This window comes from Actinoplanes sp. NPDC051346, from assembly GCF_040682215.1.
GTDB lineage: Bacteria > Actinomycetota > Actinomycetes > Mycobacteriales > Micromonosporaceae > Actinoplanes.
In genome coordinates, this window is the sequence record NZ_JBFBAJ010000009.1 from 1,655 (window position 1) to 17,739 (window position 16,085).

The 16,085-nt window shown below is 71.0% G+C and carries 14 protein-coding genes; 7 read left to right on the forward strand and 7 right to left on the reverse strand.

The features are described 5' to 3' along the window. Positions 1-113: 113 nt before the first annotated feature. On the reverse strand, positions 114-755 hold the full coding sequence (locus AB0M36_RS22360) for a hypothetical protein (protein ID WP_364160439.1): 642 nt from the start codon (positions 753-755) through the stop codon (positions 114-116). Positions 756-844: 89 nt separating this feature from the next. Here AB0M36_RS22360 and AB0M36_RS22365 point away from each other — a divergent pair, with 89 nt between their 5' ends. From AB0M36_RS22365 to glgB, 5 genes are all read left to right on the forward strand, one after another. Next, positions 845-1,240, forward strand: a complete 396-nt coding sequence (locus AB0M36_RS22365; protein WP_364160441.1) for a hypothetical protein — start codon at positions 845-847, stop codon at positions 1,238-1,240. Positions 1,241-1,359: 119 nt separating this feature from the next. Further along, positions 1,360-3,327 (forward strand): maltotransferase domain-containing protein, encoded by a 1,968-nt coding sequence (locus tag AB0M36_RS22370; protein ID WP_364160443.1) that lies wholly within the window; start codon positions 1,360-1,362, stop codon positions 3,325-3,327. Positions 3,328-3,377: 50 nt separating this feature from the next. Continuing rightward, on the forward strand, positions 3,378-5,153 hold the full coding sequence (treS, locus tag AB0M36_RS22375; RefSeq protein WP_364160445.1) for a maltose alpha-D-glucosyltransferase: 1,776 nt from the start codon (positions 3,378-3,380) through the stop codon (positions 5,151-5,153). Further along, complete coding sequence (locus tag AB0M36_RS22380) at positions 5,150-6,463, forward strand: maltokinase (protein WP_364160447.1); 1,314 nt, start codon at positions 5,150-5,152, stop codon at positions 6,461-6,463. The genes treS and AB0M36_RS22380 overlap by 4 nt, the downstream gene beginning before the upstream one ends. Before the next feature lie 85 nt (positions 6,464-6,548). Then, the gene (gene glgB / locus AB0M36_RS22385) at positions 6,549-8,657 is read left to right on the forward strand and encodes a 1,4-alpha-glucan branching protein GlgB (protein ID WP_364161046.1); all 2,109 of its coding nucleotides are present in this window, start codon (positions 6,549-6,551) and stop codon (positions 8,655-8,657) included. 110 nt (positions 8,658-8,767) lie between these two features. Here glgB and AB0M36_RS22390 read toward each other — a convergent pair whose 3' ends face one another. The 6 genes from AB0M36_RS22390 to AB0M36_RS22415 form a co-directional block, all read right to left on the reverse strand. Further along, positions 8,768-9,202 carry a GNAT family N-acetyltransferase gene (locus AB0M36_RS22390; protein ID WP_364160449.1) on the reverse strand — a complete coding sequence of 145 codons (435 nt, stop codon included), beginning with the start codon at positions 9,200-9,202 and terminating at the stop codon, positions 8,768-8,770. A 39-nt stretch (positions 9,203-9,241) separates the two neighbouring features. Then, complete coding sequence (locus AB0M36_RS22395; protein ID WP_364160451.1) at positions 9,242-9,631, reverse strand: hypothetical protein; 390 nt, start codon at positions 9,629-9,631, stop codon at positions 9,242-9,244. 487 nt (positions 9,632-10,118) lie between these two features. Beyond that, positions 10,119-10,490, reverse strand: a complete 372-nt coding sequence (locus tag AB0M36_RS22400) for an MmcQ/YjbR family DNA-binding protein (protein ID WP_364160453.1) — start codon at positions 10,488-10,490, stop codon at positions 10,119-10,121. A 3-nt stretch (positions 10,491-10,493) separates the two neighbouring features. Then, on the reverse strand, positions 10,494-10,907 hold the full coding sequence (locus tag AB0M36_RS22405) for a VOC family protein (RefSeq protein ID WP_364160455.1): 414 nt from the start codon (positions 10,905-10,907) through the stop codon (positions 10,494-10,496). Positions 10,908-11,023: 116 nt separating this feature from the next. Next, positions 11,024-11,566 carry a GNAT family protein gene (locus AB0M36_RS22410; RefSeq protein WP_364160457.1) on the reverse strand — a complete coding sequence of 181 codons (543 nt, stop codon included), beginning with the start codon at positions 11,564-11,566 and terminating at the stop codon, positions 11,024-11,026. 9 nt (positions 11,567-11,575) lie between these two features. Next, positions 11,576-12,301 (reverse strand): protein phosphatase 2C domain-containing protein, encoded by a 726-nt coding sequence (locus AB0M36_RS22415; RefSeq protein WP_364160459.1) that lies wholly within the window; start codon positions 12,299-12,301, stop codon positions 11,576-11,578. 64 nt (positions 12,302-12,365) lie between these two features. Here AB0M36_RS22415 and AB0M36_RS22420 point away from each other — a divergent pair, with 64 nt between their 5' ends. Next, positions 12,366-13,325: a LuxR C-terminal-related transcriptional regulator gene (locus tag AB0M36_RS22420; RefSeq protein ID WP_364161048.1), complete on the forward strand. Its 960-nt coding sequence runs from the start codon at positions 12,366-12,368 to the stop codon at positions 13,323-13,325. A 64-nt stretch (positions 13,326-13,389) separates the two neighbouring features. Beyond that, positions 13,390-15,936 carry a Tex family protein gene (locus AB0M36_RS22425; RefSeq protein ID WP_364160461.1) on the forward strand — a complete coding sequence of 849 codons (2,547 nt, stop codon included), beginning with the start codon at positions 13,390-13,392 and terminating at the stop codon, positions 15,934-15,936. Positions 15,937-16,085: the final 149 nt, after the last annotated feature.

Consider the following 16,085-nt stretch of genomic DNA (forward strand, 5'->3'; position numbering starts at 1 on the left):
GTCGAGGGCGCCGAAACGGACTAGGCGAAGCCGTGGTTCGTTTCGGCGCCCTCGACACCACCTTCTCGGGGGCGCAATCCACGCCGTGCCGCAGGCGCGGCCATGGGCAAGGACTAGGCGAAGCCGTGGTTCGTTTCGGCGCCCTCGACACCACCTTCTCGGGGGCGCAATCCACGCCGTGCCGCAGGCGCGGCCATGGGCAACAGATAGAAAAGATCTTCCCGATGCATCTCCGCCACTGGCTCCAACAGGTCGGGGTGGCGCAGGAGGATGGAGGCGGCGCTCTCGCGCTCGTCCGGGGCCGTCAGGCGCTGGAATTCGGCGGGGAGGTCTCCCGCGAAGCGGCGGGGGCGCGGGCGGGTGCCGGCCGGGTCGTGGCCCGGTGGGACGGCGGCGGCGACCGCGTCGACCGCGCGGGCGGCCAGGAGCGGGTCGGCGAGCAGGCAGGCGGCCCAGCTGACGACGACCTCGTCGACCCAGGTGCGCCAGCCCTCGTCCTCGGCCAGGTCGTCGTCGGGTTCGCTGCCGGTGCGCCAGTCGAGCACCGCGGAGCCGCCCGGGCCGGCCATGGCGACGAGTTCGGCGTCGACCGGCGTCGGGTAGCGCAGCCACGCCGCCACGGTGATCGCCTGGCGGGCCTGGAGTTCGTTGAGGGTGGGCGCGACCCGGTCCCCGCCGGTCGCCGGGTAGGCGCGGACCAGCCAGTGCGTGCTGGCCGCGATGACCGGCGAGAGCGCGGTCGACGGACCCGCCATGTTTCCCCCAGGGCTCGGTGCGCCCCGTGACGGGGTGCCTCACCGCTATTGCTCGGCGGCTCGGGCCGGACCGTGAGCACCCTCTCCCGATGGCAACGCACGGCAACCGGCGCGCAACGGTCGTCGCGCGGGTGGTGTCCGGCACCGTCACCCCGAAACCGGACCCCGCGCGCTCCGAGGGCTGGACCGTGTGCGTGGACGGGGTGCCGCAGTCATATGTCGATCTGGGCGATCCCACGTTCCTGGCCTTCGAGTACGTGCGCCGGTTGGCGACGGTGCTGCGGGTGGGTGCGCCCACGGCCGTACCGTTGCGGATCTTGCATTTGGGGCGCGGTGGGCTGACGCCGCCCCCGCTTGATCTCCGCGACGCGGGCGCGCGATCCACAGCCCGCTCGGGTGTGGCACGGCACGGTTTTGAGCGACTTTCTCCGGTGGGGCAAAGGCGCGCCTCGACGGGTAGGTCTGAGCTCGCTCCGGTAGGTTGAACAGCGCCGAACGCACTGCCGTTTGCGGTTGCTCCATTGCGGAGAAACTAGCGTGAACGGCCGATGCATTTCGCCCGTCTCCGAGCACCCTCCCGCGCATTCTGACTACGGTGGAGATCATGACCGGACGCTTTCCCATCGACGACGTGACACCGTCCGTGTCCTGCGGCCGCTATCCGGCGAAGGCGGTGGTGGGCGAGCTCGTCCCGGTCTCGGCGGTGTCCTATCGGGAAGGCCACGACGCGCTGGGCGTGAACGTGGTATGGACCGGTCCGGACGGCGAGGCCCAGCCGTTCACCCGGCTGCGGCCGGGCGAGCCGGGCCTGGACCAGTGGCACGGGGTGATCAAGCCGGACCGGGTGGGCCGGTGGACGTTCACGATCGAGGCGTTCGACGACCCCTATCAGACCTGGCGCAACGCGGTCACCAAGAAGATCGGCGCCGGGCAGGGCCTCGAGGACCTCGCCAACGACCTGGCCGAGGGCGCCGAGGTGCTGGACCTGGCCGCCAAGATCGTGCCGCAGGAGGCGGAGGAGCGGGTCCGCGACGCCGCCGCCGCGCTGCGCGACGACCAGCGCTCGCTGTTCTCCCGGGTCTCCCCCGCCCTCGAGCTGGAGGAGCTGCTCTGGGACAACCCGGTGCGCCAGCTCGTGACCACCACCCGTTCCTACGTGATCTGGGTCGACCGCAAGCGCGCCCTCTACTCCGCGTGGTACGAGTTCTTCCCGCGCTCGGAGGGCGCGGAGATCGGACCCGATGCGATCCCGATCAAGCACGGCACGTTCGCGACCGCCGCCGGACGGATCCCGGCGGTGGCGGCCATGGGCTTCGACGTGCTGTACCTGCCGCCGATCCACCCGATCGGCAAGATCAACCGTAAAGGCCGCAACAACACGCTGGTGGCCCGTCCCGAGGACGTCGGCTCGCCCTGGGCGATCGGCTCCGACGAGGGCGGTCACGACGCCATCGAGCCCCGGCTGGGCACGTGTGAGGACTTCCGGGCCTTCATCCGTACGGCGAACGAGCACGGCCTCGAGGTCGCCATGGACCTCGCCCTGCAGGCCGCGCCGGACCACCCCTGGGTCCGCGACCACCCGCAGTGGTTCACCACCCGCGCCGACGGCACCATCGCCTACGCCGAGAACCCGCCCAAGAAGTACCAGGACATCTACCCGCTGAACTGGGACAACGACCCGAAGGGCCTGCGCGAGGAAGTGCTGCGCGTCGTGCTGCACTGGGTCGCGCAGGGCATCAAGATCTTCCGGGTCGACAACCCGCACACCAAGGCCCTGAACTTCTGGCAGTGGTGCATCGCCAAGGTCAAGGCCGTCGACCCCGACGTGCTGTTCCTCGCCGAGGCGTTCACCCGACCCGCGATGATGAACGGGCTCGGCAAGATCGGCTTCTCCCAGTCGTACACGTACTTCACCTGGCGCACGACGGCCTGGGAGATGCGCGAGTACGTCAACCAGCTCAAGGCGTCGATCGACTGGATGCGGCCGAACTTCTGGCCCAACACGCCGGACATCCTGCACGAGACGCTGCAGCACGGCGGCCCGCCGATGTTCAAGATCCGGACGGTGCTGGCGAGCATGCTCTCGCCGTCCTGGGGCATGTACTCGGGGCTGGAGCTGTTCGAGCACGTGGCCCGCCCGGGCGCGGAAGAGTACATCGACAACGAGAAGTTCGAGCTGAAGCCGCGGGACTGGGCCGGCGCGGAGCGGGCCGGGCGGTCGCTGGCGCCCTACATCACCCGGCTGAACGCCATCCGGCGCGACAATCCGGCGCTGCACTGGCTGCGGAACACCGAATTCCACGAGATCGACAACTCCGAGCTGCTGTGCTGGTCCAAACGCGATCCGGAAACGGGCAACACCGTTCTGGCGATCTGCTCGTTCGACTCGGCGAACGTGCAGTGGGGCAACACGACCCTCGACATGCCGGCGTTGGGCATGGACTGGCACGAGCGCTTCGACGTGGTCGACCAGATCACCGGGGCGTCGTACGAGTGGGGCCAGCACAACGCCGTGCGGATCGATCCGTACGTCGAGCCGGCACATGTCTTCGTGGTGCACCCGCGCCGCTGAAGGCGCACGCGATGCAAGTTCCTGCGGGGTTGGGGTAGGTGAAACGTCTGATGGATCTGACGAACGACCTCGGCGATACCGTCGAGCACGATCCCGCGGAGGGCAGCCACGTCGAGGACGGTGTGGTCGAGCACCCCACCGCCGATGACTTCGGGCACGCCCGCGCGTTGCCGGCGGACCGCACGTGGTTCAAGCGCGCGGTGTTCTACGAGGTGCTCGTCCGGGCCTTCTACGACTCCAGCGCCGACGGGTCCGGCGACCTGCGCGGGCTCATCGAGCGCCTGGACTATCTGCAGTGGCTGGGCGTCGACTGCCTCTGGCTGCCGCCGTTCTACGACTCGCCGCTGCGCGACGGCGGCTACGACATCCGCGACTTCTACAAGGTCCTACCGGACTTCGGCACGGTCGACGACTTCGTCGCGCTGCTCGACGCGGCGCACAAGCGCGGCATCCGGGTCATCACCGACCTGGTCATGAACCACACCTCGGACTCGCACGCGTGGTTCCAGGAGTCGCGCCGCGACCCCGACGGCCCGTACGGCGACTACTACGTGTGGAGCGACACGAGCGAGCCGTACTCCGAGGCGCGGATCATCTTCGTGGACACCGAGGAGTCGAACTGGACTTTCGACCCGGTGCGCCGGCAGTTCTACTGGCACCGCTTCTTCAGCCACCAGCCGGACCTCAACTACGACAACCCCCGGGTGCAGGAGGCGATGCTCGACGTCCTGCGCTTCTGGCTCGACCTCGGCATCGACGGCTTCCGGCTGGACGCCGTGCCCTACCTCTTCGAGCGCGAGGGCACCAACTGCGAGAACCTGCCCGAGACGCACGCCTTCCTCAAGCACTGCCGCAAGGTGATCGACGACGAGTTCCCGGGTCGGGTGTTGCTCGCCGAGGCCAATCAGTGGCCGGCCGACGTGGTCGAGTACTTCGGCGACCCGGAGACCGGCGGCGACGAGTGCCACATGGCGTTCCACTTCCCGCTGATGCCGCGCATCTTCATGGCGGTGCGCCGCGAGTCGCGCTTCCCGATCTCCGAGATCCTGGCCCAGACGCCCGGCATCCCGGACATGGCGCAGTGGGGCATCTTCCTGCGCAACCACGACGAGCTCACGCTCGAGATGGTCACGGACGAAGAACGCGACTACATGTACTCCGAGTACGCCAAGGACCCGCGGATGAAGGCGAACGTCGGCATCCGCCGGCGCCTCGCCCCGCTGCTGGAGAACGACCGCAACCAGATCGAACTGTTCACCGCCCTGCTGTTGTCGCTGCCCGGCTCGCCGGTGCTGTACTACGGCGACGAGATCGGCATGGGTGACAACATCTGGCTGGGTGACCGCGACGGCGTCCGTACGCCGATGCAGTGGACGCCCGACCGCAACGCCGGCTTCTCGACCGCCCACCCGGGCCGGCTCTTCCTGCCCGCCAACCAGGACCCGATCTACGGCTACCAGTCCGTGAACGTGGAGGCCCAGCGCGACAGCTCCACCTCGCTGCTCAACTGGACCCGCACCATGCTGGCCGTACGGCGACGCCACGACGCGTTCGCCATCGGCACGTTCCGCGAGCTCGGCGGCTCGAATCCGTCGGTGCTGGCATACCTGCGCGAGGCGGGCGACGACGTGGTGCTCTGCGTCAACAACCTCTCGCGGTTCCCCCAGCCCATCGAGTTGAACCTGCAGCACTGGAACGGGTACACCCCGGTCGAGCTGACCGGCCACGTGAACTTCCCGCGCATCGGCCAGCTGCCCTATCTGCTGACGCTGCCGGGCCACGGGTTCTACTGGTTCCAGCTCTGCGGGTCCGAGGAGAAGCAATGACGCTGCCCTTCGCCGAATGGCTGCCCCAGCAACGCTGGTACGCGGGCCGCAGCCGGACCCTGGCCTCCGCCGAGCCCGGCTCGGTGACGGCCCTGCGCGACGACCTCGACCTGATGCTCGTCGACGCCACCTACACCGACGGCAGCTCGGAGCGCTACCAGGTGCTGGTCGCCTGGGACAACGGCCCGATCTCCGAATACAGCACGGTCGCCACGATCGGCACCGACAACGACCGCACCGGCTACGACGCCCTCTACGACACCGGCGCCGCCAAACACCTGCTGTCCCTCATCGACTCGTCGGCGATCGTCGGCGACGTGGTCTTCGCCAAGGAGCCCGGCACCACGCTGCCGGTGGACGCGGCACCCCGGGTCTTCGACGCCGAACAGAGCAACACCAGCGTGATCTTCGAGCAGGAGGCCATCCTCAAGATCTTCCGGCGGGTCGACTGCGGGATCAATCCCGACATCGAGCTCAACCGCGTGCTCGGCCGGGCCGGAAACCCGCACGTCGCCCGGCTGCTCGGCTCCGTCGAGATGGGCTCCGAGAGCTCGCCCTGCCCACTGGGCATGGTCACCGCGTACGCGGCCAACTCGGCCGAGGGCTGGGCGATGGCCACGGCCAGCGCCCGCGACCTGTTCGCCGACGACGCCGAACTGCGCGCCGACGAAACCGGCGGCGACTTCGCCGGCGAGTCGTACCGGCTGGGCGAGGCGGTCGCCTCGGTGCACCGGACCCTCGCCGAGCAGCTGGGCACCGGACCGTCGCCGTTCCCGGTCGACGCCGTCGTGGCCCGGCTGAACGCCGCCGCCGGCACCGTGCCGGAGCTGCGCGAATACATCCCCGTCATCGAGGAACGGTTCCGCAAGCTGACCGGCGAGCAGGTCACCGTCCAGCGCGTGCACGGCGATCTGCACCTCGGTCAGGTGCTGCGTACCCCGCAGGCGTGGCTGCTCATCGACTTCGAGGGCGAGCCGGGCCAGCCGCTGGAGGAACGCCGGATGCCGGACTCGCCGCTGCGGGACGTCGCCGGCGTGCTGCGCAGCTACGAGTACGCCGCGTACCAGCTGCTGGTGGACCAGGCCGACGAGGATCATCTTGCCGCGCGGGCCCGCGAATGGGTCGACCGCAACCGGGCATCCTTCTGTGACGGGTACGCGGCCGCCGCCGGTGCCGACCCGCGCGAGCAGGGCGCGTTGCTGGCGGCGTACGAGCTCGACAAGGCGGTCTACGAGGCCGCGTACGAAGCCCGGCACCGGCCCGGATGGCTGCGGATTCCGCTGCGGTCCATCGCCCGGCTCGTCGGCTGACACCCCGGAGGAAGAACCGATGATCGGGCAAGCCCCGCCCCCGTCCGCACCATCCAACGTCCCCGGCGGCGCCGACCAACGCCTGCTGCACGCCGTCATCTCGGGCGACACCCACGACCCGCACTCGCTGCTCGGCGCGCATCCCACCGGCGACCACACGGTGATCCGGACGATGCGCAAGGGCGCGAAGACCGTCACCGTCATCGCCGGGGACGAGCGCACCGAGATGACCCAGGTGCACCCCGACGGCGTCTTCGCCGCCGAGGTGCCGGGTTCCGTGTTCGACTACCGCGTCGACGTGGACGGCACGGTCTGCGACGACCCGTACCGGCATCCGCCGACGCTGGGCGAGCTCGACCTGCACCTGATCGGCGAGGGCCGGCACGAGAAGCTGTGGACGGTGCTCGGCGCCCACCCGCGCGGCGAGGGCGTCGCGTTCGCCGTGTGGGCGCCGTCCGCGCGTGGCGTGCAGGTCATCGGCGACTTCGCGGGCTGGGGGCCGTACGACGGGCTGCCGATGCGCTCCCTCGGCAGCAGCGGCGTCTGGGAGCTCTACCTCCCCGGCGCGGCGGCCGGCACCAAGTACAAGTTCAAGATCCTCGGCCGGGACGGCGTGTGGCGCGAGAAGGCCGACCCGATGGCCCAGTACACCGAGGTGCCGCCGGCCACGGCGTCGGTGGTCTTCGAGTCCTCCTACGAGTGGCAGGACGGCCAGTGGATGGCCGAACGCGCCACCCGGCACTGGCACCAGGAGCCGATGAGCGCCTACGAGGTGCACCTCGGCTCGTGGCGGCCGGGCCTGTCCTACACCGAGCTGGCCACCCAGTTGGTCGACTACGTGGTCGAGACCGGCTTCACCCACGTCGAGCTGATGCCCGTGATGGAGCACCCGTTCGGCGGCTCCTGGGGATATCAGGTCACCGGCTACTTCGCGCCGACCTCGCGCTTCGGCAACCCGGACGAGTTCCGCTACCTGGTCGACAAGCTGCACCAGGCGGGCATCGGAGTGATCCTGGACTGGGTGCCGGCCCACTTCCCCAAGGACGAGTGGGCCCTGGCCCGCTTCGACGGCACCCCGCTCTACGAACACGAGGACTGGCGGCGCGGCGAGCACCCGGACTGGGGCACGTACGTCTTCGACTTCGGCCGCCGCGAGGTCCGCAACTTCCTGGTCGCCAACGCGCTCTACTGGTGCGAGGAGTTCCACGCCGACGGCCTGCGCGTCGACGCGGTCGCCTCGATGCTCTACCTGGACTACTCGCGCAAGGACGGCGAGTGGACCCCGAACCAGTACGGCGGCCGCGAGAACCTCGACGCGATCAGCTTCCTGCAGGAGATGAACGCGACGGTCTACAAGCACAACCCCGGCGTGGTCACCATCGCCGAGGAGTCGACGGCCTGGCCCGGCGTCACCCGCCCGACCCACCTCGGCGGCCTCGGCTTCGGCTTCAAATGGAACATGGGCTGGATGAACGACACCCTCTCCTACATGGAGAAGGAGCCGATCTACCGGCAGTGGCACCACCACCAGATGACCTTCGCCACCGTGTACGCCTGGAGCGAGAACTACATCCTGCCGATCAGCCACGACGAGGTCGTGCACGGCAAGGGCTCACTGACCGGCAAGATGCCCGGCGACCTCTGGCAGAAGCTGGCGAACAACCGCGCCCTGCTGGGCTTCATGTGGGCCTTCACCGGCAAGCAACTGCTGTTCATGGGCGCCGAAATGGGCGACGAACGCGAGTGGAGCGAGGAACGGGGCCTCGACTGGGACCTGCTCGCCGACGAGAGCCGCGGCGGCGGCATCCACCGCCTGATCAAGGACCTGAACCGCGAGTACCGGCAGACCCCGGCGCTGTGGACGCAGGACACCACCCCGAGCGGCTTCCGGTGGATCACCTCCGAGGACTCGCAGCACAACACGTTCTCGTTCCTGCGGTTCGCCCCCAACGGCGACACCCTCGCCTGCATCATCAACTTCGCGGCGGTCCCGCACGAGGGCTACCGCATCGGCCTGCCACGCGCGGGCGTGTGGCGCGAGATCATCAACACGGACAGCTCCCTTTACGGCGGCTCCGGCGTGGGCAACCTGGGCGAGGTGCACGCCGAGGCCCTGCCGTGGCACGGGCTGAACGCGTCGGCGTCGCTGCGGGTGCCGCCGCTCGGCGCGGTCTGGCTGCGCCTCGAGAGCTGAACCCGGACCCGGACGGCGGCGAACCCGCCGCAGGGCGCGGCCTGGGCGCGCCTCGAGAGCTGAACCCGGACCCGGACGGCGGCGAACCCGCCGCCGTCCGCCGGTGCCGGTCAGCGCAGAGTCAGGGCCATCCCCTCCGAGGCCGGCGCCGTCGGCTGGAAACCATGCCGTTCGTAGAGCCGGCGGCCCGGCGGATCGGCCAGCAGATTCACGTACGCACCGGGCGGCGCCTCCCGCCGGATGGCCTCCAGGAGCGTGCTGAGCACCGCGTCCCCGATCCCGCGGCGTTGATGCTCGGGCAGGACAGCCATGTCCACCACGTGGAAATACCAGCCGCCGTCGCCGAGCACCCGGCCCATGCCGACCGTCGTCCGGGTCTGCTCGTGCACCACGTGCACGGCCGCCCAACTGCCGCCGAGCGCGGCCGCCGCCTGGTCGGGCCGGCGCGGCGACAGTCCGGCCCGCTCGCGGAGACCCAGGTAGTCGTCGACCTCCGGCGGGCCACTGACCAGGCGGTAACCAAACGGCACCGAGTTAGTTGTCATGACCGATATTGTGCCCCACCCCTTACACCAGGGCTGCTGTCAGCCCGCCCAGACCTCCTGGATGAGCCAGAAGCCCAGACAGAAGGTCATCCAGCTGGTGACAGCCGCGACGGATCCCGCCAGGATCGGCATCTCCCACTTGCGGGCGAGACGCACGCAGAGCGGCACCGCCATCAGAAGACTCGGCGCCAGGACCATCGCCGTCCACAACAGGACGCCGCCGAGGCCGATCGGCTCCGAGGGGCACCCGAACTCGCCGACGCACCGCGTCACCCGGCCCTGGACCTCCGTGTAGCCGGGGGTGTCGCCGACGTTCGAAATGTTGATCAACGTCGCCAGAACCGCCGGCGCGAGCCACACCGCCGCGTACCAGCAAGCGAGCGCCACGTAGGCGCGCCGCATCCGGACGCCCGCCCGCTCCTCGGTCATGATCCGCAGCCTAGAACCGACACGCTCCCGGCAGCCTGGAAACAACACAGCCCGGCTGCATGCCAATGCTCGACGCGATCGACGCGTCGACGGCCTCGAACCGACACGTCAAGGCCTCGCGTGCCCGCTGTCCCCGTCGGCACGGTCGTCGGCGCATGTCTTTCTCCAGCAGCAGGGTCACCGTGCCGCCGCCGGACAACAACCCGGGCCATGGCCGCACCGGCCCCGGAATGCGCTCGCGTCGCGGGCCCGCCGCATGAGCCGGTCGCGTCTTCACGTGCTCACCCGCCTGCTTCGCGTGTGCGGACTCCACGCAAACGGGGTGACGAGATCAAGCGCCGTAGCATGATCTCGAGATACTTTCCGGCCCGCACCTGGAGGTCCGCCAGCCCCGCCGCCCGGGACTACGGGTGGAGGTCACCGGTGGGCGGAGACTGCCGGATAGCACCCCGCGCTCCGCGCGAGACACTCAAGCCGCGCGGCAGCCTCAGGACGGGTCGGTGCGCCGCTGTTCGACCGCGGCCCGCAGCGACTTCGGGGCGACCGTCTGGAACGCGTCCTCGCACAGCTCCGCGATCTCGCCCCAGTCCACCTCACCGTCCAGCCGCACGCCGAGCCAGCCCCGATGGCCGACATACGGCGGCCGGAAGAAGCGGTCGGGGTCGGCCGCGATCAGCTCCTCCTGAGCGCCCGGCGGGGCGGCACACCACAGGTGCGGGAAGTGCAGGTCGTGGTGGCCGTCCGCCATGAGCGACACGAAGGACCGCTTGCCCCGGACGAACCAGGTCGGCGATCCGTGGCTGAGCCGCTCGGTGACCTCCGGCAGGGCGAGGCAGATCCGGCGGAGTCGCTCCAGCACCCGTCAGGATTTCGCCGTGATGTTGACCATCCAGTCGACGCCGAAGCGGTCCTTGCACATGCCGAACTCGTCGCCCCACATCTGCTTCTCCAGCGGCATGGTCACCGTGCCGCCGTCGGACAGCTTCTCCCAGTAGCCGCGCAGCTCGTCGGCGTCGTCGCCGCTGAGGCTGACCGAGATGCTGGTGCCGGCGACGTGTGGCATGCCCGGTGGCGTGTCGGCGCCCATCAGGGTGAACCCGCTCGGGGTCTCCAGCATGCCGTGCATGATCTTGTCGGTCAGGCTGGGGTCGGGCGCACCGTACTCGCCGAAGGTGCTCACGCGCAGGTCGCCGCCGAAGACCGACTGGTAGAACTCCATCGCGGCATGCGCGGTGCCGTCGGGAAACGAGATGTACGGGTTCAGGCGACTGGTCATGACGGCTCCTTTGCCGGACGGACGGGCGGTGACGCACGAGCACCATAGCTCCGGCCGGCCCCGCCGCGCCCTGGTTCCCGCCGAGACTGTGGACAACCGCTCGACCGGGTGGCGAACTACCGGCGCGCGCTCTCCCAGTCGCTCGACAGCAGGCCGTAGAGCAGGTCGTCGGTCCACTCGTTCTTGATCCAGGTGTGCTGCCGGCGCAGACCCTCGCGGGTGAAGCCGACCCGTTCCAGCAGCCGCGCCGACGCCGTGTTGCGGGCGTCGCACTCCGCCGACACGCGCGCCAGCCCCGCCACGGAGAAGAGGTGACCGAGGACGCCGCGAACCGCTTCCGACGCGTAGCCGTGCCCCTGCCAGCGCGGGTCGAGGGTGTAGCCGATCTCGGCCTGCCGCAGGTTGTCGGCCAGGTTGACGCCCACGTCGCCGATCAGCGCCGCCTCACCCGGGAGCTCGACGGCGTACTGAAACCAACCGGGCTGACCGGGATCGGCCGCGACCATCGTCTGGACCGCGTAGCGGGCCTTGTCGAGCGAGTAGGGCGAGCGCCACGACTGGTAGCGGGCGACCTCGGGATCGGAGCGGTACCGAGCCAGCGCCGGGACGTCCTCGAGCCGGAACCGGCGCAGCACCAGACGCTCGGTGGTGATCAGCACCGGTCGATTCTAGTCGTCCGCCGGCTCGAGATCGGCGACGATCACGGTGACGTTGTCCGGCGCGCCCGCCTCCAGCGTCCGCGCGATCAGCTCCGCCGCGCAGACCTGCCGATCCGGGTACGCCCGCAGCGTCGTCGCGATGACCTCGTCCTCGACGTAGTCGCTGAGCCCGTCGCTGCACAGCAGGAACCGGTCGCCCTTCTGCACCGGCACCATCCGCCCGGCCGGCCGGAACGGTCCGCCCTGCACGGCCTGGGTGACCAGCGCGCGCTGCGGATGCCGCCGGGCGTCGTCCGGGGTGAGCACCCCCTGGTCGACCAGGGCCTGCACGTACGTGTCGTCGCGGGTGATCTGGGTCAGGCTCCCCTCGCGCAACAGGTAGCAGCGGGAGTCGCCGACGTTCAGGGCCGCGACGCGGTCACCGGCCAGCAGCAGCGCCGTCACCGTCGTACCCATGCCGTCGCGGGCGTCGTCGTCCGCGACCGCGGCCTCGATCCGCTCGTTCGCCGTGCCGAGCGCGGCGATCAGATCCTGCAGGGGTTCCCCCGTGTCGGGCAGGTCGTCGACGACGGCGACCGAGGTGACCAGGATGTCGCTGGCGAGTTCCCCGGCGGGCAGGCCGCCCATGCCGTCCGCCACGACCAGCAGCCGTCCACCGACGAAGACCGCGTCCTCGTTGTTCGACCGGACCAGCCCCTGATCGGAGGCGGCGACCGCGCGTAGCACCATGCTCATGCTCCAAGACTGCCAAAGGGCGGAGAGCATGTCTGTAGTACGTACTACGTAGTGTTGGGTGGTGATGCCGGTACCGATGGTGGGCCGGGCGGCCGAGCTGGAGGAGTTACGGCACGCCTGGGAACGTGTGCGCGGCGGCGGCCGCTGTGTCCCCGCCGTCCTCACCGGGCTGCCCGGAACCGGCAAAAGCACCCTGGCCGCCGCCGCGGCGCAGGTCGCGGGCGCTGAAGTGGTGCTGTCCGGGTCGGCGCGGCTGCACTCCCCCGCGCCCTACGACTGGCTGGCCGCCGTGCTGGCCACCCACGGGCCGCGCCCGGACCTGCCGGTGCCGCCGGACGCGCTGGCCTGGCTCGCCCAGGACCCCGATGTCCCCCGTGAGCGGTACGCGCCGGACGCCCTGCTGCGGCTGGCGGTGACGGCGGTGCGCGCGCTGGTCGCCGGTCGGCCGGCCGTGCTGCTGGTCGAGGATCTCCACGCGCTGGACCCGGCGAGCCTGAGCCTGATCGCCGAGCTGGCCGGCGCGGATCTTCCCGCGCTGCTCGTGGTGACCTCCCGGCCGCCGGACACCGCGGCCGACCCGGCGCTGGCCGTCCGGGCACTGGAGCGCCTGGCCGGCGCCCCGGGAGCCGTGCGCCGCCACCTGGGTCCGCTCTCCGCCGGGCACGTAGCCCAGATTCTCGGCTACGCGTACGGGGACGACGGGCCACCGCGCGAGCTCTCGGACGCGGTGTGGCGCCGTACGGGCGGCAACCCGTACCGGCTGACCGAGCTGCTGGCCGTCGCCGGAGGGCGGGACGACCTCGCCGAGCACCTGCGCGAGCCTGAGTTGACCGCGCGTGAGCGGGAGGTGCTCGGCTGCCTGGCCGAGGGCAGGAGCAACAAGCAGATCGCCGGAGCGCTCGGCATCTCGGTGCGTACGGTCACCGTGCACGTCTCCAACCTGCTGCGGAAGACCGGTGCCGCGTCCCGGACGGAGGCGGCGCTGTGGGCCGTGCAGCGCGATACGGGCGCCCGGACCGGGTGATCATCTACTCCCGCCTCGCGGGGCGCCGCGACAAGTGTCGGACCCCTGGGCGACAATCGTGCGCGTGACGACAGCCATCCATCAGCGCATCGCCCAGGAGCTCGGGGTCCGTGAGGGCCAGGTCGCCGCGGCCGTCGAGCTGCTCGACGGCGGCGCCACCGTGCCCTTCATCGCCCGGTACCGCAAGGAGGTCACCGGCACCCTCGACGACCAGCAGCTGCGCGTGCTGGAGGAGCGGCTCGGCTACCTGCGCGAGCTCGAGGAGCGGCGCACCGCCGTGCTCGAGTCGATCCGGTCGCAGGGCAAGCTCGACGAGGCGCTCGAGGCCCAGATCATGGGCGCCGAGTCCAAGGCGCGCCTCGAGGACATCTACCTGCCCTTCAAACCCAAGCGCCGGACCCGCGCCCAGATCGCCCGCGAGGCTGGCCTGGAGCCGCTGGCCGACCTGCTGCTCGGTGACGCCGGGCGCGACCCCCGCGCCGAGGCCGCGGCGTTCGTGGACGCGGACAAGGGCGTCGCCGACGCGGCCGCCGCCCTCGACGGCGCCCGGGCGATCCTCGTGGAGCGGTTCGCCGAGGACGCCGACCTGATCGGCGCGCTGCGCGAGCGGATGTGGACCCGCGGCCGGCTGGTGGCAAAGGTCCGCGAGGGCAAGGAGACCGAGGGCGCGAAGTTCGCCGACTACTTCGACTTCGCGGAGCCGTTCACCAAGCTGCCCTCGCACCGGATTCTCGCCATGTTCCGCGGCGAGAAGGAAGAGGTCCTCGACCTCACGATGGAGCCGACCGCCGACGAGGCCGACCTGCCGGCGTTCGAGGCCGCGGTCGCCGGCCGCTTCGACATCGCCGACCACGGCCGCCCCGGCGACCGGTGGCTGCTCGACACGGTCCGTTGGGCCTGGCGCACCCGCATCCTCATCCACCTCGGCGCCGACCTGCGGGTGCGGCTGTGGCAGGCGGCCGAGGACGAGGCCGTGCGGGTCTTCGCGGCCAACCTGCGCGACCTGCTCCTTGCCGCGCCCGCCGGCACGCGCGCCACCATGGGCCTCGACCCCGGATTCCGTACGGGGGTGAAGGTGGCCGTCGTCGACTCCACGGGCAAATGCGTGGCCACCTCGACGATCTACCCGCACGTCCCGCAGAACAAGTGGGACGCGTCGATCCACACGCTGGCGGAGCTCGCCAAGCAGCACAACGTCGACCTGGTGGCGATCGGCAACGGCACGGCGTCGCGCGAGACCGACAAACTGGCGGCCGATCTCATCAAGCGGCATCCCGAGCTGAGCCTCACCAAGGTCATGGTGTCGGAGGCCGGTGCGTCGGTCTACTCGGCTTCGGCGTACGCATCGCAGGAACTGCCCGGCATGGACGTCTCGCTGCGCGGCGCGGTCTCCATCGCCCGGCGGTTGCAGGACCCGCTGGCCGAGCTCGTCAAGATCGATCCTCGCTCGATCGGCGTCGGGCAATACCAGCACGACCTCTCCGAGGTGAAGCTGTCCCGCTCCCTCGACGCCGTGGTCGAGGACTGCGTCAACGCGGTCGGCGTCGACGTCAACACGGCGTCCGCTCCCCTGCTGACCCGGGTCTCCGGCATCGGCGCGGGCCTGGCCGAGAACATCGTGCTGCACCGCGACGCCAACGGCCCGTTCAAGAGCCGCAAGGACATCAAGAAGGTCGCCCGGCTCGGCCCGAAGGCGTTCGAGCAGTGCGCCGGCTTCCTGCGCATCCCCGACGGCGACGATCCCCTCGACGCCTCGAGCGTGCACCCGGAGTCGTACCCGGTGGTCCGCACGATCCTCGCCGCGGCCGGCACCGACCTGCGCAGCGCCATGGGCAACAGCCCCATCCTGCGCGCGCTCAAGCCGGAGCGGTTCGTCACCGACACCGTCGGCCTTCCCACGATCACCGACATCCTGCGCGAGCTGGAGAAGCCGGGCCGCGACCCCCGCCCGGCCTTCACCACGGCCACCTTCGCCGAGGGCGTCGAGAAGATCGCCGACCTACGGCCGGGCATGGTCCTGGAAGGCGTGGTGACCAACGTGGCGGCGTTCGGCGCGTTCGTCGACGTCGGCGTCCACCAGGACGGCCTGGTCCACGTGTCGGCGCTGTCGAACACCTTCGTGAAGGACCCGCGCGAGGTCGTGAAGTCCGGCGACGTGGTCAAGGTTCGCGTGGTCGAGGTGGACGAGGTCCGCAAACGCATCTCGCTGACCATGCGCCTCACCGACGAACCCCGCCAGGGCGGCGGCGACCGCCGCGGTCCCGGCGGCGACCGCCCCCGCCAGGGCGGCCGCGACGCCCGCCCTGCCGGCCCTCGCGACGCCGCCGACGCCCGGCAGGGCGCCCGCGACGGCCGCGCAGGTGGGCAGGGTGGCCGCGACGGCCAGGCGGGCGGCCAAGGCGGCCCGGCAGGCGGGCAGGGCGGCCGCGATGGCCGGCAGGCCGGCGGCCGGGACGGTGGCCGACCCGCTCAGGGCGGCGGCCAGCGCCAGGGCGCAGGCCAGCAGCGCCGCGGCGGGCAGGGCTCGGGTGGCCAGGGCTCCGGCGGCACCAGCTTCAACGGTGGCGCGATGGCCGACGCCCTGCGCCGCGCGGGCCTCACCAAGGACTGACCGCGGCGGTGCCGCCTCGGCGGCCGCCTCCGCAAGCGGGTGGGCACCCAACGTGTCCACCCGCGACACCTCGGGCGCGGACGCGGACCGACGAGCGCGCGGACCGACGAGCGCGCGGACCGACGAGCGCGCGGACCGACGAGCGCGCG

Bases quoted from the DNA above. Each gene is read 5' to 3' on its own strand.
- AB0M36_RS22360 (WP_364160439.1), bottom strand. From the start codon at position 755: ATGGCGGGTCCGTCGACCGCGCTCTCGCCGGTCATCGCGGCCAGCACG.
- AB0M36_RS22365 (WP_364160441.1), top strand. From the start codon at position 845: ATGGCAACGCACGGCAACCGGCGCGCAACGGTCGTCGCGCGGGTGGTG.
- AB0M36_RS22370 (WP_364160443.1), top strand. From the start codon at position 1,360: ATGACCGGACGCTTTCCCATCGACGACGTGACACCGTCCGTGTCCTGC.
- treS (WP_364160445.1), top strand. From the start codon at position 3,378: ATGGATCTGACGAACGACCTCGGCGATACCGTCGAGCACGATCCCGCG.
- AB0M36_RS22380 (WP_364160447.1), top strand. From the start codon at position 5,150: ATGACGCTGCCCTTCGCCGAATGGCTGCCCCAGCAACGCTGGTACGCG.
- AB0M36_RS22390 (WP_364160449.1), bottom strand. From the start codon at position 9,202: ATGACAACTAACTCGGTGCCGTTTGGTTACCGCCTGGTCAGTGGCCCG.
- AB0M36_RS22395 (WP_364160451.1), bottom strand. From the start codon at position 9,631: ATGACCGAGGAGCGGGCGGGCGTCCGGATGCGGCGCGCCTACGTGGCG.
- AB0M36_RS22405 (WP_364160455.1), bottom strand. From the start codon at position 10,907: ATGACCAGTCGCCTGAACCCGTACATCTCGTTTCCCGACGGCACCGCG.
- AB0M36_RS22415 (WP_364160459.1), bottom strand. From the start codon at position 12,301: ATGAGCATGGTGCTACGCGCGGTCGCCGCCTCCGATCAGGGGCTGGTC.
- AB0M36_RS22420 (WP_364161048.1), top strand. From the start codon at position 12,366: ATGCCGGTACCGATGGTGGGCCGGGCGGCCGAGCTGGAGGAGTTACGG.